Origin of the sequence: Simiduia curdlanivorans, assembly GCF_030409605.1 — a bacterium.
Taxonomy (GTDB): Bacteria; Pseudomonadota; Gammaproteobacteria; order Pseudomonadales; family Cellvibrionaceae; genus Simiduia; species Simiduia curdlanivorans.
Genome location: NZ_JAUFQG010000004.1, coordinates 1796734 through 1822856 on the forward strand (window position 1 = coordinate 1796734; position 26123 = coordinate 1822856).

At 48.8% G+C, this 26123-nt stretch carries 31 protein-coding genes; 24 read left to right on the forward strand and 7 right to left on the reverse strand.

Annotated elements, in window-relative coordinates:
• The first annotated feature begins 171 nt into the window (after positions 1 to 171).
• From QWY82_RS07985 to QWY82_RS08010, 6 genes are all read left to right on the forward strand, one after another.
• Positions 172 to 1365 (forward strand): tyrosine-type recombinase/integrase, encoded by a 1194-nt coding sequence (locus tag QWY82_RS07985; protein ID WP_290261144.1) that lies wholly within the window; start codon positions 172 to 174, stop codon positions 1363 to 1365.
• Positions 1366 to 2259 carry a sulfurtransferase TusA family protein gene (locus QWY82_RS07990; protein WP_290261146.1) on the forward strand — a complete coding sequence of 298 codons (894 nt, stop codon included), beginning with the start codon at positions 1366 to 1368 and terminating at the stop codon, positions 2257 to 2259. It begins immediately after the preceding gene.
• 75 nt (positions 2260 to 2334) lie between these two features.
• Positions 2335 to 2544, forward strand: a complete 210-nt coding sequence (locus QWY82_RS07995) for a helix-turn-helix transcriptional regulator (protein WP_290261148.1) — start codon at positions 2335 to 2337, stop codon at positions 2542 to 2544.
• Between the two features lie 2 nt (positions 2545 to 2546).
• Positions 2547 to 2852 (forward strand): helix-turn-helix domain-containing protein, encoded by a 306-nt coding sequence (locus QWY82_RS08000; RefSeq protein WP_290261150.1) that lies wholly within the window; start codon positions 2547 to 2549, stop codon positions 2850 to 2852.
• A 369-nt stretch (positions 2853 to 3221) separates the two neighbouring features.
• Positions 3222 to 3803, forward strand: coding sequence for a YagK/YfjJ domain-containing protein (locus QWY82_RS08005; RefSeq protein WP_290261152.1), 582 nt, complete (start codon positions 3222 to 3224; stop codon positions 3801 to 3803).
• Positions 3804 to 3812: 9 nt separating this feature from the next.
• On the forward strand, positions 3813 to 4352 hold the full coding sequence (locus QWY82_RS08010; RefSeq protein WP_290261154.1) for a hypothetical protein: 540 nt from the start codon (positions 3813 to 3815) through the stop codon (positions 4350 to 4352).
• 101 nt (positions 4353 to 4453) lie between these two features.
• Here the strand turns inward: QWY82_RS08010 and QWY82_RS19910 are convergent, their stop codons facing one another.
• Positions 4454 to 5047, reverse strand: a complete 594-nt coding sequence (locus QWY82_RS19910; protein WP_353958701.1) for a PEP-CTERM sorting domain-containing protein — start codon at positions 5045 to 5047, stop codon at positions 4454 to 4456.
• A gap of 1293 nt (positions 5048 to 6340) precedes the next feature.
• Between QWY82_RS19910 and QWY82_RS08015 the strand changes: the two genes are divergently transcribed.
• The 5 genes from QWY82_RS08015 (at position 6341) to QWY82_RS08035 (ending at position 10766) form a co-directional block, all read left to right on the forward strand.
• Positions 6341 to 6463, forward strand: coding sequence for a hypothetical protein (locus QWY82_RS08015; RefSeq protein WP_290261157.1), 123 nt, complete (start codon positions 6341 to 6343; stop codon positions 6461 to 6463).
• Between the two features lie 296 nt (positions 6464 to 6759).
• On the forward strand, positions 6760 to 7371 hold the full coding sequence (locus tag QWY82_RS08020) for a type IV toxin-antitoxin system AbiEi family antitoxin domain-containing protein (RefSeq protein ID WP_290261160.1): 612 nt from the start codon (positions 6760 to 6762) through the stop codon (positions 7369 to 7371).
• Between the two features lie 70 nt (positions 7372 to 7441).
• Positions 7442 to 8359, forward strand: a complete 918-nt coding sequence (locus QWY82_RS08025; protein WP_290261162.1) for a nucleotidyl transferase AbiEii/AbiGii toxin family protein — start codon at positions 7442 to 7444, stop codon at positions 8357 to 8359.
• Positions 8360 to 8456: 97 nt separating this feature from the next.
• Positions 8457 to 9290 carry a TOTE conflict system archaeo-eukaryotic primase domain-containing protein gene (locus QWY82_RS08030; RefSeq protein ID WP_353958702.1) on the forward strand — a complete coding sequence of 278 codons (834 nt, stop codon included), beginning with the start codon at positions 8457 to 8459 and terminating at the stop codon, positions 9288 to 9290.
• A gap of 123 nt (positions 9291 to 9413) precedes the next feature.
• Positions 9414 to 10766: a DEAD/DEAH box helicase gene (locus QWY82_RS08035; protein ID WP_290261167.1), complete on the forward strand. Its 1353-nt coding sequence runs from the start codon at positions 9414 to 9416 to the stop codon at positions 10764 to 10766.
• 43 nt (positions 10767 to 10809) lie between these two features.
• On the opposite strand, the gene QWY82_RS08040 is transcribed toward QWY82_RS08035, so the two are convergent.
• Complete coding sequence (locus QWY82_RS08040) at positions 10810 to 10962, reverse strand: hypothetical protein (protein WP_290261169.1); 153 nt, start codon at positions 10960 to 10962, stop codon at positions 10810 to 10812.
• A 405-nt stretch (positions 10963 to 11367) separates the two neighbouring features.
• Between QWY82_RS08040 and QWY82_RS08045 the strand changes: the two genes are divergently transcribed.
• From QWY82_RS08045 to QWY82_RS08085, 9 genes are all read left to right on the forward strand, one after another.
• A complete protein-coding gene (locus tag QWY82_RS08045) occupies positions 11368 to 11718 on the forward strand; it encodes a DUF3592 domain-containing protein (RefSeq protein ID WP_290261171.1) in 351 nt (116 codons plus the stop codon).
• A gap of 25 nt (positions 11719 to 11743) precedes the next feature.
• Entirely contained in the window at positions 11744 to 12715 is a 972-nt protein-coding gene (locus QWY82_RS08050; protein WP_290261172.1) for an ankyrin repeat domain-containing protein, read from the forward strand.
• Between the two features lie 27 nt (positions 12716 to 12742).
• Positions 12743 to 13888, forward strand: a complete 1146-nt coding sequence (locus QWY82_RS08055; protein WP_290261174.1) for a hypothetical protein — start codon at positions 12743 to 12745, stop codon at positions 13886 to 13888.
• A gap of 616 nt (positions 13889 to 14504) precedes the next feature.
• Entirely contained in the window at positions 14505 to 15722 is a 1218-nt protein-coding gene (locus tag QWY82_RS08060) for an RNA ligase RtcB family protein (protein ID WP_290261176.1), read from the forward strand.
• On the forward strand, positions 15719 to 16432 hold the full coding sequence (gene prfH / locus QWY82_RS08065; RefSeq protein WP_290261178.1) for a peptide chain release factor H: 714 nt from the start codon (positions 15719 to 15721) through the stop codon (positions 16430 to 16432). The genes QWY82_RS08060 and prfH overlap by 4 nt, the downstream gene beginning before the upstream one ends.
• A gap of 151 nt (positions 16433 to 16583) precedes the next feature.
• Positions 16584 to 17540: a hypothetical protein gene (locus QWY82_RS08070; protein WP_290261180.1), complete on the forward strand. Its 957-nt coding sequence runs from the start codon at positions 16584 to 16586 to the stop codon at positions 17538 to 17540.
• Between the two features lie 310 nt (positions 17541 to 17850).
• Positions 17851 to 18099 (forward strand): type II toxin-antitoxin system ParD family antitoxin, encoded by a 249-nt coding sequence (locus tag QWY82_RS08075; protein WP_290261182.1) that lies wholly within the window; start codon positions 17851 to 17853, stop codon positions 18097 to 18099.
• On the forward strand, positions 18099 to 18407 hold the full coding sequence (locus tag QWY82_RS08080; RefSeq protein WP_290261184.1) for a type II toxin-antitoxin system RelE/ParE family toxin: 309 nt from the start codon (positions 18099 to 18101) through the stop codon (positions 18405 to 18407). The genes QWY82_RS08075 and QWY82_RS08080 overlap by 1 nt, the downstream gene beginning before the upstream one ends.
• Positions 18408 to 18778: 371 nt before the next feature.
• Positions 18779 to 19963: a Fic family protein gene (locus tag QWY82_RS08085; RefSeq protein WP_290261186.1), complete on the forward strand. Its 1185-nt coding sequence runs from the start codon at positions 18779 to 18781 to the stop codon at positions 19961 to 19963.
• A gap of 303 nt (positions 19964 to 20266) precedes the next feature.
• On the opposite strand, the gene QWY82_RS08090 is transcribed toward QWY82_RS08085, so the two are convergent.
• Together QWY82_RS08090 and QWY82_RS08095 are read right to left on the reverse strand one after the other, a co-directional pair.
• Complete coding sequence (locus QWY82_RS08090) at positions 20267 to 20842, reverse strand: hypothetical protein (RefSeq protein WP_290261188.1); 576 nt, start codon at positions 20840 to 20842, stop codon at positions 20267 to 20269.
• Between the two features lie 29 nt (positions 20843 to 20871).
• Positions 20872 to 21264 (reverse strand): winged helix-turn-helix domain-containing protein, encoded by a 393-nt coding sequence (locus QWY82_RS08095; protein ID WP_290261190.1) that lies wholly within the window; start codon positions 21262 to 21264, stop codon positions 20872 to 20874.
• 465 nt (positions 21265 to 21729) lie between these two features.
• On the opposite strand from QWY82_RS08095, the gene QWY82_RS08100 reads away from it, so the two are divergent.
• Together QWY82_RS08100 and QWY82_RS19915 are read left to right on the forward strand one after the other, a co-directional pair.
• Positions 21730 to 21987, forward strand: coding sequence for a type II toxin-antitoxin system ParD family antitoxin (locus QWY82_RS08100; protein ID WP_290261192.1), 258 nt, complete (start codon positions 21730 to 21732; stop codon positions 21985 to 21987).
• 6 nt (positions 21988 to 21993) lie between these two features.
• A complete protein-coding gene (locus QWY82_RS19915; protein WP_353958681.1) occupies positions 21994 to 22284 on the forward strand; it encodes a type II toxin-antitoxin system RelE/ParE family toxin in 291 nt (96 codons plus the stop codon).
• A 225-nt stretch (positions 22285 to 22509) separates the two neighbouring features.
• Here the strand turns inward: QWY82_RS19915 and QWY82_RS08105 are convergent, their stop codons facing one another.
• The 3 genes from QWY82_RS08105 to QWY82_RS08115 form a co-directional block, all read right to left on the reverse strand.
• Complete coding sequence (locus QWY82_RS08105; RefSeq protein ID WP_290261193.1) at positions 22510 to 22869, reverse strand: type II toxin-antitoxin system RelE/ParE family toxin; 360 nt, start codon at positions 22867 to 22869, stop codon at positions 22510 to 22512.
• Positions 22835 to 23110, reverse strand: coding sequence for a type II toxin-antitoxin system Phd/YefM family antitoxin (locus tag QWY82_RS08110; RefSeq protein WP_290261194.1), 276 nt, complete (start codon positions 23108 to 23110; stop codon positions 22835 to 22837). The genes QWY82_RS08105 and QWY82_RS08110 overlap by 35 nt, the downstream gene beginning before the upstream one ends.
• Before the next feature lie 325 nt (positions 23111 to 23435).
• Complete coding sequence (locus QWY82_RS08115) at positions 23436 to 23750, reverse strand: hypothetical protein (protein WP_290261196.1); 315 nt, start codon at positions 23748 to 23750, stop codon at positions 23436 to 23438.
• Positions 23751 to 24074: 324 nt separating this feature from the next.
• Between QWY82_RS08115 and QWY82_RS08120 the strand changes: the two genes are divergently transcribed.
• Positions 24075 to 24680: an AHH domain-containing protein gene (locus QWY82_RS08120; RefSeq protein ID WP_290261198.1), complete on the forward strand. Its 606-nt coding sequence runs from the start codon at positions 24075 to 24077 to the stop codon at positions 24678 to 24680.
• Positions 24677 to 25228 carry a hypothetical protein gene (locus QWY82_RS08125; protein WP_290261200.1) on the forward strand — a complete coding sequence of 184 codons (552 nt, stop codon included), beginning with the start codon at positions 24677 to 24679 and terminating at the stop codon, positions 25226 to 25228. Before QWY82_RS08120 ends, QWY82_RS08125 begins: the two co-directional genes overlap by 4 nt.
• The last annotated feature ends 895 nt before the right edge of the window (positions 25229 to 26123 follow it).

Consider the following 26123-nt stretch of genomic DNA (forward strand, 5'->3'; position numbering starts at 1 on the left):
GATCTAAAACGATCCGAGAAAGACCCAAGAGCCCCGCTAAATGCGGGGTTTTTGCTTTATACTAACTCCATTGTAGTCCAATGCAATACCGTCTAATCTTACCTCGTAGGACGGTATTAGTTACGGTATCTGGAGGAGTCGCCAAGCCAATACCGTCAAAAGGAGTCGGTATTGTTAAGTGATGCTAAGGCCCGAGCGGCCAAACCCAAGCAAGTGGATAGCAAATCCAAGCCCAATAAAATCACTGATTCTCAGGGGTTATACCTCTATGTTGCCGCGAGTGGCACCAAGTCTTGGCGCTATGACTATCGCTTTCAGGGAAGGCGTCAAACCTATACCTACGGAACTTACCCAGAATATTCAATCCTAGAAGCGCGAACCGCTCACCTAGAGGTGCGCAAACAAATTGCCCACGGCATAGACCCAATGGCCGCAAAGAAAGCGGAAAAGGGTAGCCAAGCAGATGCAGCGGAAAACAGTTTTGCCCGTGTTGCGCGCGAGTGGTTTGAGGTGCGAATGGTTACGCGCTCAAAGAGTCACCAAGATCGAACCACTAGAGCAATTGAAAAAGACTTAGCGCCATATCTTGGTAAAAGACCTATCGCTGAAATTACCGCGTCCGAGTTATTGGGGGTGCTGAAAAAAATTGAGGCCAGAGGCGCAATAGAAACAGCGCACCGCGCCAAGCAAACCCTTGGTCAAATCTTTCGTTATGCCATCGCTACTTCGCGCGCCGACCGTGACCCGAGCGCCGACCTTAAAGGCGCGTTAAAGACCCCGCAAGAAACACACTTTTCCGCCATTACCACGCCTGCTGAAGTTGGCGACCTCATGCGCGCAATTGCCGATTACCGAGGTACGCCGGTCGTTAAGGCAGCGCTTCAATTATCGCCCCTATTGTTTTGTCGCCCGGGTGAGTTAAGGCAGTTGGAATGGGCAGATATTAATTGGCCGGAAGCGCGCATTGAAATACCTGCCGAAAGGATGAAGTTGCGAGAGCCGCACATTATTCCGCTAAGTAATCAAGCGCTGGCTATCCTAGAGGAGCTAGAGCCGCTTACGGGTCAATTTAGATATGTGTTCCCTAGTGCTAGGGGTGCAAGTCGCCCCTTGTCAGAAAACGGCGTTAGAACCGCGCTCAGGACGATGGGTTACGACAACAGCACGATGACACCACACGGCTTTCGGGCGATGGCCAGAACGCTTTTAGATGAGGTGTTGGGGTATCGCATTGAATGGGTTGAGGCGCAGTTGGCGCACGCGGTGAAGGACGCTAATGGGCGAGCATACAACCGAACCAAATATCTAGCGCAGCGTGCTGAAATGATGCAGGCGTGGGCTGATTATTTAGAAGGGTTATGCTAAATGGCAAAGGATGACGGTATCGATAAAAAGGGGCGATTTGGCCAAGTTGGTGAGTACCTCGATAAAGACTTGGATGAAGACGAAGATGAAGAATTAGGCGATGTGGAAGAGGCAGAAGAAGACGAAGATGAAGATTTACGCGATGTGGAAGAGGCAGATGAGGATGACGAAGAATGGTTAAATGAATCTAATTCTGAAGAGGCGCATTCGCTACTTTCGTTAATTGAGGCGGGCTTCCCGTCTGACTGGTTCAATACCTTTGATTGGGTGAAAGATATGATGTACAGGCTGTATAGCGATGATCGTACATCTGTTACGGATGGTCTATTAAGGCAGCTTGGTGTTGATTTTAAATATTACGATGTTGGACATAGTTATTACGATAGCTGTTCACCATTTGATCTAGAAAGCTTGGATAATATCGTAAAGGAGTGGGTTAGGCTTCGTGGAAATTTCAAGCCTGATTTGGAAGCGCAAGCTATGTATCATCAGGCTATAGACACTGCTTTAACTCCAGTTGAGAGCTTCCTGAACTCCGCTAAGGAAGGCAGTTTTCCTGAACCTGAAATTTTGCTATCTGTGGCTAAATGTTTCCAGCTTTATTTTTTAGCCGGAGGGAGGCTTACGCTTGAAGATGTATTTTTCGGAGCTGTAAAACAGAAGGGGGGAAATTACGCAGCCAGAAGGAAGAAGGCCTCTATATTCGTTTACTTTCACGAGGACAGGCTTCGAGAAATTCAAGTCGCAAATCCTATGCCGCTTGTTGAGCATGTGCGTTTGTTCCTTAGAAATATGATCGATAACGAAGAGATTAGATTTATCGATGATGACTCGTTTGTTAGGAGTTACCGAAGGTGGTTAAAACGAGGGGGGTATAGAGACGGCGGACAATAAACTGTTTTATTTGTCCTTTGGGTAGAGTGAGCTCTCAATCTAAGATCGTATCGGTCAAACCAATGGAGTTCCGATATGATTAGCAAAATCCAAAAAGATCTACCTAGTACCGGTTTCGTTCGACTAAGCACAGTACTGCAATTTATTCCGGTAGCAAAATCCACATGGTGGCTTTGGTGTGCCCAAGGAAAAGCGCCAAAAGGTATTAAACTTTCTAAAACAGTCACCGCTTGGAAGGTCGAAGAAATAAAAGCCTTCATTGCAGGGAAAGGCGGGGAGGTGTAGTCATGAAAGAATATGCACCCACCAATGTTAATAACCTCTTGATTCAAAACCTAAATGATACGAGCAGCAACGCCCAAAGGCGGAGGTTGTTGCGCGCGCTAGAGTTGGCTGGAGATGATGGAATTTCCACCCTTGAGGCGAGAACTGAGCTTAATATTCTTGCGCCCGCCGCTCGTGCTTTTGAGCTTCGATGGCAGGAAGGGAGGAACATTCAAAGTCATCGCGTTAGTCAGCAGGATGATCAAGGGCGCAGCCACCATGTTGCTCGATATATCCTTAGGGCTGGAAAGTGGGAGGGCGCAATATGAGTGTATTTCAAGTAGAGGTTACTTCAGTTCAGTCGCACATCTTTACGGTAATGGCGGCGTCAAAAGAAGAGGCCGAACGTTTGGCTTTGGGTGGCAGGGCGGAGGATTGTGAGTCGCTCCCGCCGGAGGTTAAACGGGTTACAACAACTGAAAAATGAATTGGGGCCTAGTGCCCCTTTTTTGTAAGCCATTGCCGACAATCGAAACCCCAGTAAACCGTCTTGGATTGATACGGATTTGATTATCGGGTTTTCGGAGCCCCTAAAGTGTTTCGCGACAACTACGCGCGTACTGGTGCGGAAACTCTCGGGGTTAGTGGGCGCTTACAGGGTGCTAGGTTTTTCTTAATATCTAATCTAATCGAAGTTTATGAAATACATTAGCTATGCGGATTACATCGCAGTGGGCGAGCGGATATGGCAAGTAAACAGCAAGCCTAGTGGAATCTATACGGCGATACTCAAACGCTTTGTAGGGCAGCTGGAAGCGATGTTGAGCCACCATAGTCGCGTGCTAGTTGTGCGGGTTGATTTAAGGGAATATTCAAAGTACCCAGACAACAACAGGGTAAGTACTTTTCTTGCCCGGCTAATAGCTCATCTCAAAAGACATTACGATACCAAGCGCATTGCCTACGGCTGGGTGCGAGAGTTGGAAAAGGCAAAGCAGCAGCACTACCACGCCTTCTTAGTGCTGGACGGCCACAAGGTAAACCGAGCCCATTACATAAACCAAAAATGTCGAGAAATATGGAGTTTTATGGATGGCTCCCAGTACACGCCGGCCAACTGCTACTATCACTTTCACCGCGATGACCAGCTAAAGCAGCAGGCCGCTATCTACCGAATTTCTTATTTGGCGAAAGGCCGGGGGAAAGGGTATCGGCCTGAGCAGACCAAGGACTATGCTGCTAGCAGAATAAGCATGAAATCTATTGGCGACCAAAAATGAGGGATTATTGTGTTTCGGAAGATTATTAACTTATTTCGCAGGAGGCCGAATCAGCAATCGACGGCAACTATTGTTCACGATTCGCCTGCACAAGATCTTAGCTATGACGATCACCAATGGGCAGCTGTTGAGGCTAGGAAGACTGGTGAGCGCCATATGAAGGAGGGCGACTATAACGCGGCGTGGAAGCACCTGTGCATTGCGAAAGATGAGTTTATCAAGCATGCCAGCGACTGTGGCTTTACCTTCGATCAATCCATCGCCCTTGATGCCACCATTTCAGAAATTATGGCTGACGTATTAAGGCGAGAGGGGCGGCATATTCCAGCATTAGTACACATTATTTACTGGATCATTGCAGGATCTAGAGTTAATAAAAAGATTAAGCGGCACGGCGATAAATTTAAGGCTTATTTTGATAGGTGTAAGTTTACGAGCATTTCACGTGCGGAGGCGTGGCTAGAGGTGCAATTTGTTGGAGATGCCCATGCTTATTTTATTGCTGAAAGTTTGGTTAAGCGTTGGTCGGGCTTTGGGGAAGAAAACTAGTGCATCTTAAGAGCAAAAAACTCTCGAAAGAGCTCTAATGTTCAGGGTTTTTCTTCCCCATTTGCTATCGAATTAAATACAGTTCCAATTGGGCAAGTGAGTTAGGGCTTCCTTTGCTTTCTTCTTGACGCGAAAAGCCCAGCTAAGCCTAACAGTAATAATATGGCTGAGGTTGGCTCAGGAACGTTAACTGAACTTTTGGACCACATCGCAAATACTGCGTAGTACCCGTCTGATAGGGAGGCAGAATTAGTGCTGTCATCGTAGATGATTCCCCTAACAAAGCCATCAGGCCCATAAGTGGACGATCTATTTTGAAATGCTGAGCTATAAAGACTATAACCCGACTCAGAATTACCATAGGGAGTCATGATGAAGCAACCTACGTCATAATCATACCCCTGATCACTAGCATCACAGCCGTTAGTTAGGGTGTGCTCGTCGTCGAAGATCCCTTGAAATACTTGATCGGCGAGCGCATGTGAGGCTGCGACCGCTGAGTCCGAGGTATTAAATTGAAAGTCACTGGGCTCGTCACATCCATTGAATAACCCTGTGCACCATCCATCGACGAAATCTACGTCATAGTACCCACCTAATACCACAACTCCGGTAGCTCCAAGTAGCTGACCATTACTGTCAATTTTCAAGATAGGGGAGGCGAGTGCGGTGGTCACACACAGTGGAGCGATCATAGCTCCAATTAGTTTTATTATTTTCAAGTTTATAATCCCTTAGTTTATGACGCCTATAAGTAGCTCATCATTTAAAATTTCCCATGAACCGGTTTGGCTCTATATTCGAAAACGGAATGTAGGGCACAAAAAAACATTAGGCAAAATTTATACCTATAATGAGAACTCGATTAAAAACAATTAGTTATGAAGAAAGTATGTGCTGTAAAAACTCTTTGGTGTAAATTCTAGCGACAGTAGAGCTGACCTTTGTGGTTCTAATTTGAGGTGTTTGAAGGTGATTTAACGGGAGTTGTTTTGGTGATGAGTTTGGCGAACTGAAACAATAGAGGAACTGAACCGGCGTCTGAAATAGACAAATAACGACCAATAGACGGTAATAATGACGGTATATCCTGATTTATCCTGACATAAATCTATTTAAACCAATAGGTTATGATTAGTATTTAATTGACCCCGGCCACCAATACCCACAAAACCTCACCTGAAAAGGTGGGGTTTTTTTATATGTGGGTATTGGTGGAGCCGGGGGGATTTCGACTTGCAAAGTCGGGTTCACAAAAATGGAGGAAAGCACTTTTGCACAGCGACTTTAGGAGCTGCCTCGAAGGGGGAAGGCCAGGGATGGCCTGAATGAAATCCCGAAACATAGGACCTTTCACGCTCTACTAATACTAAATCGAATGTCGCATCACCTATTCCTGAAAAGGGCTCGACGGTTCGATGCATCGACGGTTCGACGGTTTTAATTTTATTGGGGAAAAAGGAGTATGCAGAGCCCCTTGGGTTCACTAAATTGTCGGGAACAATTTAGGTCGACCTTCAGGTCGCCGCGAAGCGGGCTCGCGCAGGAAGCGCGAGAACAAATCCCCGAAGCATCGGACCGCCCCGGCTCCATCAAATTAAAAAGGTGAACTGATCTCAGTTCACCTTTTTTTATGCCTGCACCCCGCGCCACAGGCCTGCTCTTCACAAGATCAGGGCAAGGGTCTACGGACTTCGCCACCCTTGTAATCGCGGACTTCTGCCGGCAATTGTTACTCGGGCTATCCATGCCCTCGCCCCATCGGGGCCAGCTGAAGCTGTTCAAATTCATTCCCGATGAATATGTCTCTGAATGGCCGTCAAAATGTTTGGAACATTTTGTACCGCTTTCGCTCGAAGGGGCTAAGCCTAGGACGGCTTAGCGTACATACGCTCAGAGCTTCCCGATCACGCTAAGTCAATTTCCTTGACCTGAGAACAAAGAACTCTTTAGATTCAATGGCTTATTTTCTGACTTAACGAAGAAGTTTGATTGGTAAATTGGGCAACCTGACCACCTTGTCGCCGGATATCGTCGAGGCCATTCTGGATGATTGCTTACCACCCAATATCACCCTGTTTGATTTGGTGGTGGAGCCGCCAAGGCTGTAGTCCCAGCAGCGGGAAAAGCATAAGGATTGAAGTCGACGATTGTTAAGCACTGGGTTTCAGTATCGTGACAATTTTAAATCCATCACCTGTAACTAAACGTCGGCAAATGCTGATAATTGCCGACATTTTGCAACATTACGAGTAATCTTGCGGGTCGGGGAGCAAGTTACGTGGCAGATTGTTAGCCCTGTTGCGGGGCAATACCCATGATAATTCACTACTTGCCGATTTCTGATAAGCTGGATAGTATTACCTATACATATTTTTATCTATAGGTTTTGTTATCCGTGACGAGAATGCCCGCAACAAGCAAAGCCTGCCATAAGGCCCTTGATGCCATCCGAGAGATGGGGGGCACTATTCGAACAGTGGATGCAATCCAAGCAGGGATCCATCCTCGAACGCTGTATCAGCTTAGGGATGCTGGTGAGCTAGAGGTTCTATCGCGCGGTCTTTATCGCCTTACGGATCTGGAGCAAATATCTGATCCAGATCTTGTGATAGTTGCGAAGCGAGTTCCCCAAGCCGTCATTTGCCTCGTGTCGGCACTGGCTTATCACGATATCACCACCCAAATTCCACATGCGGTTTCTATTGCCATACCAAAAGGCGCGGAAACTCCTCGTATTGATTATCCACCAATAACAGTGCACAGATTTTCTGAACCAGCACTGAAAGCCGGGGTTGAAACGCATCAGATTGATGGTGTTTCAATCAGCGTGTACTGCCCAGAAAAGACTTTAGCTGACTGTTTTAAATTCAGAAACAAGGTCGGAATGGACATAGTGCTGGAAGCACTGAAATTCTATAAAGCGCGCAAAACATTCAATCTTGAAAAACTAATAATGTATGCAAGAGTCTGCCGCGTAGAAAAAATCATGCGCCCCTACTTAGAGGCCACCCTTTGACAAAATTTCAGAATAGAAATTTTGCACAGCCGCAGGCTGCCCCTGAGGGTGGTACACAAGGATGTGTGCCATGAACACAACTAAAAATATCGCAGCCTCGGTACGCCAAAAGTTACTGAACCGTGCAAGAACTGATAAGCGGCCATTTGCCGAATTGCTCCAATACTATGCCATGGAAAGATTCTTATATCGCTTGTCCCAATCAGCCCACTCAAAGCACTACATCCTTAAAGGTGCTCTGATGCTGCGTGTTTGGGAATCGCCTCTGTCTTCAAAAATCGAGGGCCGGCCAACGATGGACATCGATATGCTGGGGAAAACCAGCAATGATGAAGCCAATATCGTGTCGCAGATAACTGAAGTTCTTAACTTGGCGGTTGAGCCTGACGGTTTGAGATTCGACGTTGACTCAATTCAATCTGAACGCATCAAAGAGGATGCAGACTATCAGGGCCTTCGAATAAGGTTTCGCGGCACTATTGATTCAGCCAGAATTAATATGCAGTGTGATATTGGGTTCGGTGATATTGTGCACCCAAGCCCGGAAGAATGTGATTTGCCGACAATGCTCGACTTCACTGCTCCGAGATTACTCTGCTACAGCCGTGAGAGCGCCATTGCGGAGAAGTTCGAAGCGATGGTCAAGCTCGGAATTCTGAACAGCCGGATGAAGGACTTCTATGATATCTGGCTGCTCTCCCGGCAATTTAACTTCAATGGCAGTCAATTGGCGAAAGCAATTCAGCTTACATTTAAACAGCGCGGCACAGTCCCGTCAGACAATATCGTCGCTTTCCAAGCACAATTCATCGAAGAAAAACAGGTTCAGTGGACAGCTTTTTGCCGTCGCATTAATCAAGAGTATTTGCCAAACGATTTTTCCGATATCGTCGTTCAATTAACAAGTTTTCTTGGGCCTATCATAGACGCCACGTGCGCCGGCCAACCATTTGATAAAAACTGGATGGCAGCCAATGAATGGCGCTGAAAGTAAAACGAGCTCAGAGCTTCAATCAATAATCCAGAGAATTACCCAACTGGAGGAATAGCTCAAAAATTTAAAAGCAAAGCGTGATTCTTTGGTAGTGCTATGCGAAGAGGAAAAGACAAGTCCGGTAATCGAAACACAAACATTTGAGTCACTTACCGTCAAACAAAAAGTCGCTCTATTCAAGCAGCTTTTTAAAGGCCGAGCAGATGTATTTGCGACTCGATGGCAAAACTCGAAAGGTCGCAGTGGTTATTCTGTTGCTTGCCACAACGAGTGGGTGCCTGGCATCTGCAAAAAGCCAGACATTAAATGTAGCGAGTGCCCGAATCGACAGCACAAAGCACTAGACGACCAAGCGATTTACGACCATTTGGCTGGCAAACATATCGTCGGGCTCTATCCGCTTTTGCCAGATAATACCTGCCATTTGTTAGCGGCAGATTTCGACAAAGATGGTTGGCAAGACGCGGTAAAAGCCATGTCTGAAGCTTGCAGGCGATACAACATTCCTCACTTGGTAGAGATTTCAAGATCGGGTAATGGCGCTCACCTTTGGGTTTTCTTTTCTGAGGCGGTATCTGCCCGCGATGCCAGGTTGTTGGGATTTGGGCTGCTCGACAAGGCGATGGAGATTCATCCAAATTTATCGTTCGAATCCTATGACCGATTGTTTCCCAATCAGGACATAATGCCGGAAGGTGGTTTTGGCAACCTCATCGCGCTGCCGCTGCAGAAGCAGGTGAGGCAGAGCGGAAACAGTCAATTTGTCGATCAAGCATTGGAACCCTTCGTCGACCAGTGGCAACAATTGAAGCAAATAGCAACGGTTTCGCTAGCACGATTGACCGAATTGATCGCAATTCTGGCGCCTGATGCATTGAAGCAGATCGAGCAAGAAATTATCGATTCGCGGCCACCCTGGGAATAGGGTGCCAAAATCAAGCCTGAGAAGATCAATAACTGTCCCGAGCAGGTTATCATCACGCTGGCAAATCATATTTACTTCAAGCTCAATGAGTTGCCTGCACCGCTAGCAGCTAGGCTCAAGCGATTGGCCAGCTTTTCCAATCCTGTATTCTTTAAAACTCAGGCAATGCGGTTTTCAACCCATAGGATCCCCAGATATATTACTTGCGCCCGCATTGACCAGGGTTATCTATCCATACCGCGTGGATGCCTTGAAGAGGCATTGAAGCTACTGGATGAACACAAAATTACGGCAATAATTGACGACAAGCGCGATGCTGGAGAGCGACTGAAAAAGCTCAAATTTCTCGGCACACTCAGAAAAAACCAATCCGCCGCAGTGACCGCCATAACCAAACACGACACTGGAGTTCTACATGCACCTACGGCTTTCGGAAAAACAGTAACCGCTATTGGAGTCATCGCCAAACGCAAGACCAATACCTTGATCCTTACACATAGTCGCCAGTTGCTTGATCAATGGAAAGAGCGCCTGGATGCGTTCTTGGCAGAAACAGAAATTGGCACGATAGGAGGAGGCAAGAAAAAACCGACTGGACAGATAGACATCGCCACCTATCAGAGCCTTATCAACAAAAATGACAACACTGTGGATCCGCTGATACAGGACTATGGCCATATCATTGTGGATGAGTGTCACCATATTTCAGCGCCGCGATTTGAAATTGTGCTGAATGAAGTGCGCGCGAAATATGTTCTTGGATTAACAGCAACACCAGACCGGCAGGATGGTCATCAAAAAATCATTTTCATGACGGCGGGTCCGATACGTCACAAGGTTAAGCCTGACCATTCAGAGCGCTTCGAACAACGAGTAGTTGTTACCCAAATCTACAGCCAACCGCCAATTGAATTGGCACATTCAGAGCAGCGGCCGCGCATTTCTGATATTTACCGATGGTTGGCGGAAGATGAAAAACGTAACCGAAAAATCGTCGACGATGTTATCGCTAAAATAGTAGACGATAGACATCCTCTAGTGCTCACAGAACGACGCGAGCATGCAGAGCTCATCAACCAATTACTGACTGATCAAGGTTTTGACTCGGTTATCCTGAAAGGGGCAATGCGAGCCAATGAACGTAAATCCGCTACCGAACGACTGTCTGACGCCCAAGCTGTCGTTGCCACTGGAAAGTACGTTGGTGAGGGGTTCGACCTGCCACGGCTCGACACACTATTTCTGGCAATGCCCATAGCTTGGAAAGGTTCACTAGCCCAATACGCAGGAAGGATCCATCGCGAGGTAGAAGGCAAAGATCTGGTTACGATATTTGATTACGTTGATGTATCCCTACCAATGCTGCATCGTATGTTTAATAAACGCGAGAAAGGATACAAAGCGATGGGCTATCAAATACAACATTCCGATTGGAAAACTGATTATGACGCTGGCGAAAATGGCGTGGCCGAATAATGCGCGCCATTGCTGACAATGCGTTGTATCGACCGCAGGATCTTTACGCCGACGGTGCAAAGCGGATCTGCTGCACTCGACCGCGCAGCTTCAGGAGTTGCGGGCCAATGCCTTCAGAGTGCCAACGCTCAAGGCAGGCTTCACTGACTCCCCATCGGTTGGCCAGCTGCCGCTGGTTCATATGCAACACTTCCATTTCGCTCACCTCGTTGTTGTTTGCGGGAGGCCATGAACGCTCGAAGCAATAGAGTTTGCAAGCTATTGAGGACATTTGCAGGCAAGGGTTTGGCTCAGGTGAAAGCACTGGTTTGGTAAACCAATTCAGCTCCCGTTCTGGGAGTTGAACCCGCCTCCTACAGCACCACCATTACCCCATCGAATGTCGCGTCACCCACTCCTGAATAGGGCTGGATGCATCGACGGTTCGATTTTTACTGGCCGCCAGGTCATACAATTTTCTCAGTCAAGCGTTGCCTTTCTCAGTCTTTTGGCTGTAAAGCATTCGTTGGCGTTGTGGTGTATGTTTGGCGAATTAGCCGTTGCAGTTGATAAGAAACGGCAGCTGGCCGGCACCAATTTTTCTCCATAGTGGGGAGCTCTAATGACATCGATATTGCTAGGTATGGGCCTAATACTTATTGCCATGGTGGTGCTCGTTATCCGCAGGGGTTTGCAGATGCGCCGGTTGGTTGACCATGGTGTGCCCGCCACCGCAATCGCCAACAAGGTGATTGGGCATACGGGTGCCACGGGTATGCGTAGGTCTTTTTTACGCTACAGCTTTGAAGACAGCGCGGGTAAGCCTTACCAAAATAAAGTGATGATATCCCCAGCCGAGCGCGATGCGATTTACGAGGGGGCCAGCGTGGCTATTATTTATTTGCCCGATAATCCAAAAATCAGCGCTTTGGCGCAGTCCGTTGAAAGTGCGCGCAACGCGTTGGAAAAATAACGTCTACTTAGTAATGGAGTGGGCCATGAAATGCCGTGTTTATTTTTCCGCAGTAGTGTTGCTGGGTGTGGCGATGCAAAGCCTGTCTAACCCACCGGCGGTGCCAAATGCCGACCGAATGAATCAACTCATCAATGAAATGATGCAAGCCCAAGCGCAGGGTGATATGGCGCGCGTAGAAGCTATTGGCCGCGAGATGGAGGCGCTTTCCTCTGGCGTGCAGTCGGAAATGTCAACGCTATCGAGGCCAAGCGATCGAGAATCGACGGCGATGCAGGAGCGGATGCAGGGGCAACTAAACGCGATGCAGGCCGCTGCAAACAGCCCAGAAAGTAGAATTGGATTGGCCGCGCGCAAAGGCGATTTAACGGAAGTGAAACGCCTAGCCGAAGCCGGCGCCAATCTCAATGTGTATGGCATTAACCCTGGCCCGCCTTTGATGGAAGCCGCCAGCGAAGGTCATGTTGACGTTGCAAAATATTTGTTGTCCAAAGGTGCCAAGCTGCGTGTTGAAACGTCCTTGGCCAGCCTAGATGCACTTCATTTGGCGGCGCAAGCGTTGGAAGATAACTCGGCGATGATAAAACTATTGGTAGCGGCGGGTGCGCTAGAGCAAGCACCTGGTGAAAACCTCGGCGCTAAAATGCTGAAGGAGAGCGAGCGTCAATCGCCACAAGCCAACACTGTTTCAGCCGAACAGCTAGGATCTGATTCGGCATTGATGGCGGCCATAGAAAAAAATCGAACTAAGCATGTAGAAACACTTTTAGCACTCGGCGCGAACCCGAACGTATGGGCGCACGGCAAAACGGCCTTGATGTTGGCCGCAAGAAAACTGCAGCCAAGTACGGTGCGCCTGTTGCTTAGCAAGGGTGCAAATGCTGCTGAAACCAGCCCGGAACATAAAACCGCGTTGCAATATGCCGAGGAAACTAAAGAAACGCCGCAAAATAGCGATAGGCGTCGCGCGGTCTTAACTGCTCTGCAATCTATTTAACGACTCAAAATTTTGGGAAGCCCTACCATGTCGCGTCCAATAATTTACTTGCTTTGCTTAGTTGGGGTGTTTTCTACCTTTAGCCTACTTGCTCAAGAGACAGTGCCGGTATCGAGGTACGGCATTAGTGAAACCAGTGGCCTCACCGTAACGGTTACGCTCGGTGGCGATGGTGCGCGCGGCGGTAGTCAGTTGCTATTGGTGTTCGAAATGAATAACGGTAGCACACGCAAGTTTGATTTAAATCGCTCCAGAGCGGAATGGCCCGGCAACAGTGAACGCACAATAGAAGTGTCGGTAATTCCGTCAGTTCGGTATGCCGATGTTACCCGCATGGGCGTTGAATGGCATGGCAGCCATGGCGATATAATGCAAGAACAGGACGACGTCGATATTAGTAGCCTAGTGGTTAAATCTAAATCGGGCGAGTCATTGCCCGCGTTCATTCGCAATCGTGTGGTAAGTGTAGGGTTTGCGAACAATTTTCGTCTTGAGAATGATCAAGTCTATTGGTTTGGTGCTATCCGGCCAGAGGTTCGGCAGTCGGGTGTTTGCACCTCAGACGCTAGTTGTGATGACGGACGGTTCTGCAATGGCCCTGAACTGTGTTCGCCGGGTGATCCCGCCGCAGACCCGCGCGGTTGTGTGCTGGCTGCAGCCCCATGCGGCAGCGGAACTGCCTGTAACGAAGAAACTGATCGCTGCGCCGTGAGTTGTCCAGATAATGATGGCGATGGGCACTTAGCGGCTAGTTGCGGCGGCGATGACTGTGATGATAACGATGCCAATCGCTATCCGGGTAACGTTGAAATTGCAGACAGCAATGATCACGATGAAGACTGTAATCTAAATACTCACGGAATTTTTCGTGGCGCGGCAAGCACGCAAATTTGCGATGGCCGAAATCAAGTGGTGTTAGTGGACGCACAAGAACAATTTACCCGTGCCCGCTGTGTAACCGGTACGGTTTGCGTTCAGCAGCCCAACGGCACCGGCGTTTGCATGCCTGAGCCCGCAGGTTACCAAGCACCCACGGCAGCTATCTTGCCCAGCGGGCCACAGCGAGCGCCTACTAATGAGGCCACTAAAAAAACCGACAAACCCTCAACGGATAAAATTCTAAAACCTAGTAAATCAACGTCGATCAAAGATCTTTTGAAAGACGGCAATTAAACTTAAACGCATAGTCAGGAAATATTGTTTTCGCAAACCTATTGAAAATACCTATCAGGCCTTTGGTCTGGTAGGGCATGTTGGCCTCGAAAATCTTACCTGTGAGCCGGTTTAATTTTCGTGCCGAGTCTTTCAGTTAATTACATTTCATAAACTGTATCTTAAGCGTTTTGCAGAAGTTACAAATTTGTTCGAAAAATAGGCTTGCCAAAAGTCACATTACGAATTAAAGTGCGCGCTCTGTTGATATTCGATCAACCTTCTATTTCTACTCATTCAGCCAAAGGAGGCTCAATATGTTTTATGCAATCGAAACTACCAAGATGTTGGGCTTCGCGATTAAGGCTTACGCTAAGTAAGTTTTTCCTTGCCCGTTTCTGGGCATACAGATCTCAGCCTAAACTAATGTGTTTGCGAGCGTTTTCCGTTAACGCTGGCGGCTGATGTTTTATTCCAACATCTTTATCGCTTTGTACTGCGCATCGTCGTAGGGCATCGCTTTATCAAAAATTTATGGCCAGCCCAAAAATGGGCCGGTTAGGGGCGGCTCTGTCTTACAAACCATGACTCAAAAGGCATGATGTAAAAGATAGAGATCACCCAAAAGGAAAAAGAAATGGGTAATACAAAAATCTGTGAAATGGTTGAGCTGCCGGCATCCAATGGAAATGTGCCAGTGCGGTTAATTATTTCAAAAAATAATTGGTTGGAAACCGATGCGCTGGATCAACTGCAGCGCGTTGCGCAGTTTCCGGGTATGTGTGCAGCCTTTGGTTTGCCGGATTTACACCCTGGCAAAGGCCATCCTATTGGCGCGGCGTTTGTCTCGCGTGCTGTGGTGTATCCACACTTAGTGGGCAGCGATATTGGGTGCGGTATGGGGCTTTGGCAAGTCGATGTGCGCGCGCACAAAATCAATAGCGCGCAATGGGAGCGCAAACTTAAAGGTCTGGATGATACCTGGAGCGGCGATGCAAACGCCTGGCTGGAAACATTCGGGCTGGATGCAACAAAGGCAACGCCGCAGCAAAACAGCAAGTTGGGCACCATTGGTGGCGGCAATCACTTTGCCGAAGTGCAAGCGGTGCAGCAAGTGTTTGATGCCGCCGCGCTAGCCACCTGCGGGTTAGATAAAAACAGTGTGGTGTTGCTTGCGCACAGTGGCTCGCGCGGTTTGGGGCAGGATATTTTAACCCAATATATCGAAGCCTTTGGTAGCGCGGGTTTATTAACTGAGCAAGCGCAGCCTTATATGCAGCAGCATAACTTTGCCGATGCCTGGGCCGCCGCAAACCGCGCCTTGATCGCGCATCGCTTCGCTAGTGCTTTGCGTTTATGCATTCGGCCTTTACTCGATGTGTCTCACAATCATGTGCGGCCCTTGCGTCCTGCGGAGGCGGCATGTCTGCAGCTAGATGCGCAGGCCGGCGAGCACTATTGGCTACACCGCAAAGGTGCCAGCCCATCCACGGAAGGTTTGGTGATGATTCCGGGCTCCCGTGGCAGCTTGAGTTATCTGGTGCAGCCACGTTCGCAAGATTTACCGGCGCTAGCACAGGCGGGTTTTTCTGTTGCACACGGCGCTGGCCGTAAATGGAAGCGCAGTGATTGCAAGGCGCGGTTACTTAAACACCTGCAGGTGAAAGATTTGGAAAGCACGGCCTTTGGTAGCCGGATTATTTGCAAACATAGAGACCTGCTGTTCGAAGAGGCGCCGCAGGCGTACAAAAATATTGATCGGGTAGTGGCAGATTTGGTGGCCGCAGGTTTGATAGACCTGGTGGCCAGCTTTAAGCCTGTGCTGACCTACAAAACCATGAGGAAGGCATCGTGAACAGTTTTGCAACACAAACAATAGCGCAAGCAGCTGCGCAAACAATTTATCTACAAATCAGTGCCGGGCAAGGGCCCAGAGAGTGTGGCTGGGTGGTGGCGAAAGTGACCGAGAAAATATTGGCGGCGGCCAGTCAAATAAAACTGTGTGCAACTTTGTTAGAAGCGCGGGCTTTTGACAAGGCATCGATGAAACGAAATGTGTTGGAACCCGAAACTGCTAGCTATAAGTCGGCGCTCATTAGCCTTGCAGGTGATGGTGCGCAGGCCTTATTTGAGCAGTGGCAGGGCTCGGTGCAATGGCAGGGCGAAAGCCCCTATAGGCCAGGCCATAAACGCACTAATTGGTTTGTGAGTGTGCAGTGTGTTGACTACAGCTGCCTTTCGCCCGCGTCTATCTCGGCGTTGGAAAAAGACGTGCGCTTTGAGGCTACGCGCTCGAGTGGGCCGGGTGGCCAGCATGTGAATAAAACCAGCAGCGCCGTGTGGGCGACGCATCTACCCACCGGTATAAAGCTGAGGGTGGAATCTGATCGGTCACAACACCGCAATCGCCGTATTGCGTTGGAGCGCTTGCAGTTGCAATTAAATGCGACTGAGCAAGCCGCCGTGCAACAGCAGGTGGCGGCGAACCGGCTGGCGCATTATCAACTGCAACGGGGTAATGCCGTAAAAGTTTTTTGCGGCGCTGATTTCGTAGAAAAACATTAACGAATTTTTATTTCACCTTCAAAAAGGTATCGGGAGAAAGCGATGACAAATAGTTACCCGCTAAATAAACAAAGAAATTGCACAAGCCACAGCCAGCTAGGCGTGTTCGCGCGCTGGCGATGGCGAATAAATTGCTTACGGAAAACAGACCATGAAATCACAAGACGTAGAAGACGTTATCGCCTGCTTGGGTGATGAGCGCAGAATATTTCGCTATTTTAAAGATCGCTATTGTTTCGATCTGTTGGCCTTAGATTTACAGCGTCAGCAATTGGCACAAGTAAAAGTAGCGCAATTAAAAGCCGGGCCACTGGCGCGCTACCTGCAAAAACCATTACTGGCCAGCGCCTTAAAACAGTGTGGTGGCGGTGTGGTAGATGTTAAGAGTTTCGGCCCGGTCGACGCCGTGCAAGCGCTGCCTTTCTCCATCACCTTGGGGCGTTGGGGTGACGGCGATAGAGGCTGGGACCAAACCTCGCGCAACCAATGCAACCTGGTGTTGCAGCTGAATTTCGATAGCGGCCACAACGCCCGCTACAACCGTTTGGTTAAACCCGCCAATGCCTACGGCCCGTTCGAGTCCTACGGCCACCCGGTGCATCAGCAGGGTTATAAAACCCTAGCGTGGGTGCGGCTGGATATCGATTTTGGCACTGGTGAAGTGCTTATTGAGGAAATCCAAAACGACTGGCTGCGCAAAGCCGAGCGCGTGCTCGACCGAATAAACCGGCGCCGCTCCCGCAGCCCGCAGGTAAAACCGCAAGACGTGATTCGCGCCATCAACGGCAGCTACAACGATCTTGTCACCTATGTAGAAAAAGAGCTGCAACCCTACCGCAACCTTTGGGCCGAGGCCGCCATGCTGGCCGCGATTCGCTTTATTAAAGATGACTTGGGTATCAGCACCGTCTATTACCACAGTTTCGACACCGGCATAAAGCTCAAGCGCGTCGGCGGCGCACCACCGCGCTCTATGTACACCACATTGCCCAAGCAATTTGGCTTCGAACTCACTACCGAAGTGCCGGAGATGTTGGCTACACACAAGCATTCTCGGCGCTATATTAAGGCGATAAAGGCGCCGAGTTGGTTTAGGCGGGAGGTATAGAGGGGGGGCATACTAAGCTGCAAGGCGGATGGCCGCCCCCTGCAAGCTGCATGCTGCATGCTGCAAGCCGGATGGCCGGACCCCGCAAGCCGGATGGCCGGACCCCGCAAGCCGGATGGCCGGACCCCGCAAGCCGGATGGCCGGACCCCACAAGCCGGATGGCCGGACCCAAAAGCCGGATGGCCACCCCACGGATGGCCGCCCCACCCCATTAACCCCAAAATGAGAAGCTTTGAAGGAGCGCTATTGCCATCATCGCCAGCCTGCAATATATTCATATTTGTTAAATATGAATATACGAGGTGAGTTATGGCCACAACCAGCCTGAGCTTGGGGGAGCACTGGGAGGTGTTCATTAAGAATGAGATTTCAAGCGGCCGTTACGGCTCCGCCAGTGAAGTGGTACGCGATGCCTTGCGCGCCATGGAGGAGCGCAAAAGCAAGTTGGAAGCGCTGCGCGCCCATCTGGCCGAAGGCGCTACACAGGCTAAAAATGGCGAGTTTGTTGATGACTTTTCTATGGACTCGCTCATCAATGACCTGGATGCAGAGTCCTGATGCCACCCACTAGAAAAGTCAGGATTACCCCGCGCGCCTGGGAAGACCTTAAAAATATTGGTCGTTACACAGAGCGCACTTGGGGCAAAGCCCAGCGAAACCTCTACTTGAAGAGTATCGAAGCCCGCTTTAAATGGCTGGCGGAAAATCCACAACTGGGGAAGCACCGGACAGATATCTGTGAGGGATACCATGGTTTCCCTGAAGGTCAGCACGTGGTGTTCTATCTGTTTAGTAGCAGCACCATTGATATCATCGGCATTCCTCACAAGGAAATGGACACCCTCAGCTACTTCCTCGGCGGCTGACAGCCTGATTTCAACGCCAGCCATGCTCCGTTATTTTCCGCACCAGCCAGCACGCGCAGGCTGTAATTGAGATATTTCCGAATGACTTTCCATATAGATAATTGCCACCAGTACAAAATCGAGTGTCGCACTACCCATCGAATGGTCGAACCCCTTCTAAAGAGGCTGGCCCGCCAGCTTGGTTGTTGTGGCTGTCCCGTTAGATAGTCCCGTTAGATACTCGTTGTGGCTGTCCCGTTAGATACTCTTTATTTCAATAAGCTGCCAGCAATTGGCGTTTGAGCCGAATAACCTCTATTATTCGGCTCATTATGTGAGCCAAATAAGCGCTTTATTCGGCTCAACAGCAAGCCATAACGGTGGAAGCAACTATGCGATATATCTGGCAACTAACTGCCTGGCAGCAGGGCGTAGCACCCACGTTTCACTGGCAGGAAGAAACCTTGCGCCCGCAGCTACAGCGAGTACGCTTGCAGCAGGGGCGGCTACTGGGCCAGTCAGAATCTCTAACCAATGAAAACCAAGCAGCACACTTGGATGCGCTGGTGCAAACCGCCCTGCGCACCAGTGAAATAGAAGGCGAAAAACTTGATGCGGCCTCCGTACGTTCCTCTGTGGTTCGGCATCTGGGCTTAGACCAAGCAGGATTTGTAGGTAAAGCGAATAACTTTACCGGCACCCCACAAACCGAAGCACTGGTACAGCTGCTAATTGACGCCACCAGCAACATTACGCAGCCTCTTAGCCAGAACACCCTTTGTGATTGGCAGGCTGCCTTATTCCCCAGTACACCTAAGTTTCAAACCCTGCACGCGCCCGTTTTAATAGGCCAATTGCGTGGCGATGCCCCCATGCAAGTGATCTCCGGCCGAATGGATAAACCCATCGTGCATTTTGAAGCGCCGCCTAGGCAAGGGTTGGAAGGTGAGCTACAACGCTTCACCCAGTGGTTTAATAATCCACCTGTTGAGGTCGACACGTTATTGCGCGCAGCCATCGCTCATCTTTGGCTCATCACCTTGCACCCCTTTGATGATGGTAATGGCCGCGTTACCCGTGCAGTAACAGATCGAGCCTTGGCCCAAGCGGAAGTCAACAGTATTCGCTTTTACTCTTTAAGCGCCGCCATCATGGCGCGTCGCAGGGAATACTATGAGCAGCTCGAACAGGCACAAAAAGGGAGCCTAGATATTACCTCTTGGTTGCAGTGGTTTTTATCCGTACTGGAAGACGCCATCGTCAGCGGCCTGCAACGCTTTGAGCGTGTGCTTAATAAAACCCGCTTTTGGCAACAGCACGCTCAAACTGTATTAAGCGAGCGCCAGATTAAAGTACTTAACCGGTTGTTAGATAATCTGGGTGAAGAATTTATCCAAGGTATTAACGCCAGCAAATACCAAGCATTGGCCAAAGTCAGTAAATCCAGCGCCACCCGCGAGCTAGCAGACCTTGTGCAAAAAAAATGTATTAATAAATTACCCGGTGGTGGTCGCAGTACCCGTTATGAATTGGCCATTGCGCTTAGGTCAAAAGCGTCAGAGGCACCCAAGGTCTAGGTGTCAATATTTGGGTGTATTCCTATGGGTATAAAAGGGCTAGCGGTCAAGGTTGCGCGCGCTCAGCTCAAGTCACTAAATCCCTTTTAATTTGATAGAGCCTTTTGTGAATTGTGGTCCGCGCAAGAATCCATTGTGAATGACGTAAAAGTATTTCTTGTCACTTTTGTGAGAACAAAAGTAACCCAGTCGGAGCGTAATGGTTTTCAATTGCTAGGGGGTTGGCTACAGAAAGTTGGCCGCAGGCAACGAGCAAGGGTACTGCAAGCCACTTAACGCTTGGTGCCGCGCCTGGCGTGTAGGTCACGTTTTTAAGTTCGTAATTACAAAACGTTCGATGTCTACCATCTCTAATACACCATCATTTTTAAGTCTGTCATGGTAACTGGCTACTTTTAGAAAGGCCTCCTTTGAGCTTTCTTTTATGCAGAAAACCCTTATTTCATTCGGATTAATGCTGTGGCATAGCATGATGCATAGCGCCTGTACCAGTGACTGTTTGTCTTGCCAGTGGAAATAGGCTGCAAGACGGTCTTTAACCACATCGTGCGCCAGTAATATTGGAACTGCACCTTGCTCTGTTTTAAATTCGGTATGTTTTGTAATGAACTCATCGCCAACTGACAGTGGCGCTGAAGGAAATTCGACAACAATGTCGGTCTTGTCACTTGTGTAAACTCTACCTTTTTTCTGAAACCCCAATGCTTTCATGGCGCTTTGTAGAGCGCTTGGTGTTTGGTAAGAAATATCTACCATGTCGATATCTTTGGTAAGGTAACGGTTATCTGTATAACAAGCCACAGCTAACCCGCCCACTAAAACAACGTCGATATTTCTGGCCTTTAAGTGCTGCGCAATATGGCCAGCGAGTTGAACCATTGAAAATTTTGAGATATCTGTCTTAGCGTTTACTTAGTTTGTTTAACAGTGGTTCTGAAGGGGGCTTTAACGGTTTCATTGGCATAAACCACAGGCTTCTCTGCTTTCCTAGGTCTGTTTCGAGTCATCGTGAGTTTTGTGGTTAAGTCTTGAGGGTAGGCCTCTATCGCTTTTTTAATGAGCGCCGTTAGGTGCACTAAAAATGGGTAGCGGGGGTTTAACTCGTACTCTTGTAATTTCCCAATAGCACGGCTCACTACCACGCCATCTTCCTCCATGCGGATAAGTTGTTTTTGAATCGCGTTTTGGGAGGAACCATAGAATTCAGCAATCGCCTTGCCGTAGCCCTTTTCGCGCAACAGTAAGTAGATCAAGATCTTCTCTTGGCTCTCTGCCCGCAATATACCTTTGAGTACAAACATCGCCTGATACCGTATATACCAACTATTGGTATATATTAACCATAATATGGTTTTTGTAAATCAATAGTTGGTATTACGTAAATAGTGGCGCTATGCAGGTTGATTTAAAGGGTTCCTAGTTGCGGTTCGCCATTTGCTGGCGCTGGGCTTGCGGCATTTTCAATTAAGCTAGCTAACCGATTGGTGTTTGAGCCGAATAGTCACTTTTTTCGGCTCATTCCGTGAGCCAAATAGCGTCATATCGCACTGGATATGACGATTTTTTAAGAAAATGTAAACATATCGTTTTGACATGTCGATGCCATCGACATGTAGGAAATGCGAGTCACTAAGGGAGCAGTAATAATCGCCTCAGGGCCCGTTTTGTCATAGCGCTGCCTTTAATGGCAAGGATAATACAAAGATTGACAATCTTTGTATTTCTACCTAGCCTCTCTTGAAGCAATATCGACCCTTGGAGGCATCATGCATATCTCACTTACAGCCGAGCTAGAGTCTCGTGTTAAAGCCAAAGTTGAAACGGGCTTGTACAACAATGCCAGTGAGGTCATTCGCGAGGCCCTGCGCTTTATGGAGACCCATGAAGATTGGATTCGCGAAGTGAAATTGGCGCGTTTGCGGGAGCAACTACAGGTTGGTGCAGATCAGCTAAACCGTGGTGAAGGGATAAACATCGCGTCAAAAGCCGCGTTGGATACACTGTTCGACGACATTCAGCGCTAGCAAGCGGTGCACGTTTATGCGTTGTTAATAGCACCCGCCGTAAAAGAAGACTTAAAACGTATCTATGATTTTGGGCTTCACCAATGGGGCAAAGCGCAATCCGATAGCTATCTGAACGTGCTAAAAGATCAACTTTGGATGCTTACAGAGCAGCCGCTCATGGGAGTGGAACGCCCCGAACTCCTGCCACACACCCGAAGCCTTCCTGTTCAAAGTCATACCCTGTTTTACCGCATCACCGCTACGCACATTGAAATTATACGGGTGCTCCACGGTCGCCAAGATCCGCATCGGTAGCTCAAGTAGCGAAATAGTATTACTTGTCACTTTTGTGCGAACAAAAGTAACCCAGTCGGAGAGGAGACCACGCATGAATATGCGAGTGACCAAAGGGAGCGGTAATAATCGCCCCAACTCCGCGCTGATCCTGTCAAAGCACGCCATTAAAGCAGTGTTAGCTGGCGTAGCGTCTGATGAGTGTTACACAGGGATCGTTGACGCGAAACACAGCCATAAAAACACTTAGGCCTGAAGTAAACGACGCTGAAGTAGTGACTGCATATCGCGGCGACCATCTGCAATCACCATGACATACACCTGTTCGTCAATAACGCGATAAATAATGCGGTAAGGCTTGAAATAGATTTCGCGGTATTCGCGCATCCCCAGAGCCAGCAACTCGTTGGCATAAGCACCGCGTTCCGGATTGTCAGCTAGGCTTGCAAAGGCTTCTTCTATTTTGGTGAGAACGTAATCGGCCTTTTCTGATGTATCGTGAAACTCGATATAGTCATACAAATCTTCAAGATCAGACGCGTATTGTTCATCACAGCTACCGAGTAGCTCATCAGCTGCTTTTGCCCCGGTTTCGAAGTCTAGCAATCACATCACTCGCAGGTTGCACCTTGCCTTCTTCAATCTGGCGCTGCCCCAGAGCAAGCATCTTCAGTAGTGCAATCGTTTCCTGGGTTTGTTCATAGCTCTTTATGCCTTGTATGACTGCCTTGGCTTCGCCGTTTTGGGTGATAACCAGAGGTTCAGCCTGCGCAGACAGGTTGCGCACAATTTCGGCAGCATGCGCCTTTAGGTAGCTGATGGGCTTAATTTGACCAGATAGTTTCATAGTCACCTCGCGTAGGGCCAAATTTAGTTCTTAAACAGCTCTTTGGTCAATGCAAAATCCACCTGCGGCCACTCAGATGGCCGCCCCACGGATGGCCGCCTCACCCCATTAACCCCAAAATGTGAAACTTTGAAAGGGCGCTACGAAACGGGGAGGGGGGTGAAGCGGAGGGCGGAGAAACAACAAAAGCTTGTGGCCGACCTGCGGATGGCCGCCCCGACCTATTAACCCCAGAATGGAAAGCTTTGAGTGGGCGCCACGAAACGGGGCGGGGAACCAAGAGCAAAGCCTTGGGTTAAATCGATGCTCGCTACCTGAGCGTAAATTACATGCGGTCGCATACAGCTTCCCACTGTTGTGCGTATCCTGCATTTTCTAAATAGCCGCCAAATATATTCAGCAACCGCTGCATCCAGCGTTCAATGTGCAGCTCGCCTGCTATCGCTATGCCGTTTTTTTCATCGAGTGCAGATTGATCTAGCATGCACCAATAAAATTCGGCGATGGCGGTGGCTTCCATAGCGCTCGTTACTGGCTGTTGGCCGGCAATAATGGGTTTTAGGTGTTCGTCGGCAAGGCTATTGCTGTAGTGAATGGCAATTTCCTGCGCTTTTTTATCATATCCGCTGTAATCGAGCATTTACCTTTATACGCCTTTGATTGGGAACGCCATTTAATTTTCTATGTGCCAGCTATTGGTATATGTTAACCACGATATGGTTTTTATAAACCCCGCTGTGGTTTTAGCTAAGTAGTGGGCTGTGTGCAGTTGTTTAACCGTGGGAGTGCGTCCTCATTCGGTCAGCACTGAACTGGCGGTAATCCCGCCTGTTGGTATGCAGTGCTTAAGTTATTTTTAGGTTGTGGTGGTTCGCTGGTACCGCTTTATGCTGTTAATGTTGCTGTAGCTTCCCGCGAAGCGATATAGTTGTCCCAATTTTGCCAGCCGTCAGGGAAGGACCCCATGCCAAAGCCGATTAGCTCCCAGAAATACGTTTTTAAAGACCCTGTTAGCAGGAAAATCGATTGGTTTGCATCACTCGATAAACCTACCCTGTCAGACTTACGCGCGGTAGAAACCATTGCACAGATAGAATGTGGGTTGGATACCTACCGCTGCAGTGTCGAAAAAATGTCCCAAATCGAACTGGAAGCCGAGGCCCATCAATCAAAGCGTTTAGCTGAGTTCATGGAGATCACCAGTGATCCTCGGCCACACCCTAAGTGCCATGCGCATGCCATTGTATCTGGGCATCATAAATTAGCTGTTACTCAGCGTGCGGTATTAGCCTGGCTCAAAGTTCGTATTGATGATCCGGTCAATGGTTGCTGGTTGCCTAGAAATACGGCTGCTAAGTCTGAGATGCCTAGTAGCCTAAAAAATGCGGTGCCCCATAGTCGAATTCACCGGTACAATTACTATTTTTGGTTGGATAGAGTGATCAGCTTTGAGTTGACTACTACGCCAGATTCGCTAATGAAGGCGCTCAAAATGATTGAACTTCGCTTGCAGGCGGGTAAACCACCAAGTTATGTGATGAACAAAAAAGGCGTTGGGCTACCCTTATGATTTACTCTGTGCACCCAGACTATCAAAACTATTGCTTGTTCAACATGGAAGCAAAATCGACACGTGCTGTACTGGGTGAAGACAGCCTTTTCCACGTAAATCATGCGCCGGTATCTGTTTTGGCTCGATGGGCACCGGTAGCGCTGGATTTTTTCAGTGCTGGCGCCAAATCGGTTACTGCCATTGCCGACGTCACTGCCTATCAAGGTCGCCTTTATCTCAATGAAAAAGCGCGAGAGGCATTATTGCCGATTATTGCAGCCAATGGCGAATTATTGCCCGTGTACTATGAGGCTGGTGAAGGCTTTGTTTTCAATTTGCTGGCGGTAGAAGATCAAGCGTTAGATACAAAGCTGTGCACTAAAAATGAGTGGGGCGATATTACTTGGATTGCGTTCCATGAACAGCAAGTTCGCGCCGATGTGTTTCGCATTAAATACGATGGCTACAGCAGCGTATTTTGCCGAGAATCTTTTAAAAACGCCTATGAAGCAGCTGATCTTAAGGGGCTTTTGTTCACCGAAAACCTCGCTCCAGAACCCGCTTAGTTACAAATTCATTCCTCTCTTTTTTAGCCGATTAGCCACTTTCAATAGGATCATGTTGTGAGCCAAAAAAGACTTTATTCGGCTCAGTACCATAACAACGGCGGTACTTAACGGCACTGGCTATAAACGATCATTTTATAAATCTGATTCCCTTTGTCACTTTTCGTGCGAACAAAAGTAACCAGCCGAAGCGTAGCGGAGACCACGCATGGAAATGCGAGTGACCAAAGGGAGCGGTAATAGTCGCCCCAAACTCCGCGCTTATCCATTCAAAGCATCCCATTTAGGGGCCGCGAAACAACCGCACCCGAAGCGTCGGAACCGGTCGAGCGGCATCGAGATCCAGCGGATGGTAGTCCCATGGAGGGAGGCAATTATTTTTGAGTTCTCTTTGTCACTTTTGTGCGAACAAAAGTAACCCAAAGTCGCCCCAACTCCGCGCTTATCCAGTCAAAGCCTCCCATTTAGGGGCCGCGAAAACAGGTGTCCTACCTGATCGTCGCTTAATGGGCCGTCCTGACCCATTAACCCCAAAATGGGACGCCTTGAATGGGCGCTACGAAACGGGGTGAGTTAGAGCAAAAGCAAAAGGCGCTCAGAAAGCCCTACGGCAAAAATGGAATTTATGGTGATGCGCGTTCTGGAGCTTAGGAGTAGAGGTAGTGGCAGGAGCCAAAGAACTGCTAATTGGCCGCGCCTCCCATTAACCCCAAAATGTGAAACTTTGAATGGGGGGCGAAACCATTGGCCGCAAGCCGGATGGCCGGACCCCGCAAGTAAAAAGCTACTGATCTCATCCCATCAACCATCTGCAAAGCATTTCTCAAAACTTATCTCGAAGGTTCAAGACAACAGCCTGTCCGGGACGACAGTTCAGCGGGTGCGGCGCTGGCTT

What these genes read in the sequence shown, in the direction of transcription:
- QWY82_RS08090 (WP_290261188.1), bottom strand. Translation starts at nt 20,842, where the DNA reads ATGGTTCAACTCGCTGGCCATATTGCGCAGCACTTAAAGGCCAGAAAT.
- QWY82_RS08125 (WP_290261200.1), top strand. Translation starts at nt 24,677, where the DNA reads ATGATTTACTCTGTGCACCCAGACTATCAAAACTATTGCTTGTTCAAC.
- QWY82_RS08045 (WP_290261171.1), top strand. Translation starts at nt 11,368, where the DNA reads ATGACATCGATATTGCTAGGTATGGGCCTAATACTTATTGCCATGGTG.
- QWY82_RS08075 (WP_290261182.1), top strand. Translation starts at nt 17,851, where the DNA reads ATGGCCACAACCAGCCTGAGCTTGGGGGAGCACTGGGAGGTGTTCATT.
- QWY82_RS08050 (WP_290261172.1), top strand. Translation starts at nt 11,744, where the DNA reads ATGAAATGCCGTGTTTATTTTTCCGCAGTAGTGTTGCTGGGTGTGGCG.
- QWY82_RS08040 (WP_290261169.1), bottom strand. Translation starts at nt 10,962, where the DNA reads ATGGAAGTGTTGCATATGAACCAGCGGCAGCTGGCCAACCGATGGGGA.
- QWY82_RS08025 (WP_290261162.1), top strand. Translation starts at nt 7,442, where the DNA reads ATGAACACAACTAAAAATATCGCAGCCTCGGTACGCCAAAAGTTACTG.
- QWY82_RS08070 (WP_290261180.1), top strand. Translation starts at nt 16,584, where the DNA reads ATGAAATCACAAGACGTAGAAGACGTTATCGCCTGCTTGGGTGATGAG.
- QWY82_RS08095 (WP_290261190.1), bottom strand. Translation starts at nt 21,264, where the DNA reads ATGTTTGTACTCAAAGGTATATTGCGGGCAGAGAGCCAAGAGAAGATC.
- QWY82_RS08100 (WP_290261192.1), top strand. Translation starts at nt 21,730, where the DNA reads ATGCATATCTCACTTACAGCCGAGCTAGAGTCTCGTGTTAAAGCCAAA.
- QWY82_RS08005 (WP_290261152.1), top strand. Translation starts at nt 3,222, where the DNA reads ATGAAATACATTAGCTATGCGGATTACATCGCAGTGGGCGAGCGGATA.
- QWY82_RS08085 (WP_290261186.1), top strand. Translation starts at nt 18,779, where the DNA reads ATGCGATATATCTGGCAACTAACTGCCTGGCAGCAGGGCGTAGCACCC.
- QWY82_RS08055 (WP_290261174.1), top strand. Translation starts at nt 12,743, where the DNA reads ATGTCGCGTCCAATAATTTACTTGCTTTGCTTAGTTGGGGTGTTTTCT.
- QWY82_RS19910 (WP_353958701.1), bottom strand. Translation starts at nt 5,047, where the DNA reads ATGATCGCTCCACTGTGTGTGACCACCGCACTCGCCTCCCCTATCTTG.
- QWY82_RS08115 (WP_290261196.1), bottom strand. Translation starts at nt 23,750, where the DNA reads ATGCTCGATTACAGCGGATATGATAAAAAAGCGCAGGAAATTGCCATT.
- QWY82_RS08110 (WP_290261194.1), bottom strand. Translation starts at nt 23,110, where the DNA reads ATGAAACTATCTGGTCAAATTAAGCCCATCAGCTACCTAAAGGCGCAT.
- QWY82_RS07995 (WP_290261148.1), top strand. Translation starts at nt 2,335, where the DNA reads ATGATTAGCAAAATCCAAAAAGATCTACCTAGTACCGGTTTCGTTCGA.
- QWY82_RS08000 (WP_290261150.1), top strand. Translation starts at nt 2,547, where the DNA reads ATGAAAGAATATGCACCCACCAATGTTAATAACCTCTTGATTCAAAAC.
- QWY82_RS08020 (WP_290261160.1), top strand. Translation starts at nt 6,760, where the DNA reads ATGCCCGCAACAAGCAAAGCCTGCCATAAGGCCCTTGATGCCATCCGA.
- QWY82_RS07990 (WP_290261146.1), top strand. Translation starts at nt 1,366, where the DNA reads ATGGCAAAGGATGACGGTATCGATAAAAAGGGGCGATTTGGCCAAGTT.
- QWY82_RS08060 (WP_290261176.1), top strand. Translation starts at nt 14,505, where the DNA reads ATGGGTAATACAAAAATCTGTGAAATGGTTGAGCTGCCGGCATCCAAT.
- QWY82_RS08120 (WP_290261198.1), top strand. Translation starts at nt 24,075, where the DNA reads ATGCCAAAGCCGATTAGCTCCCAGAAATACGTTTTTAAAGACCCTGTT.
- QWY82_RS08080 (WP_290261184.1), top strand. Translation starts at nt 18,099, where the DNA reads ATGCCACCCACTAGAAAAGTCAGGATTACCCCGCGCGCCTGGGAAGAC.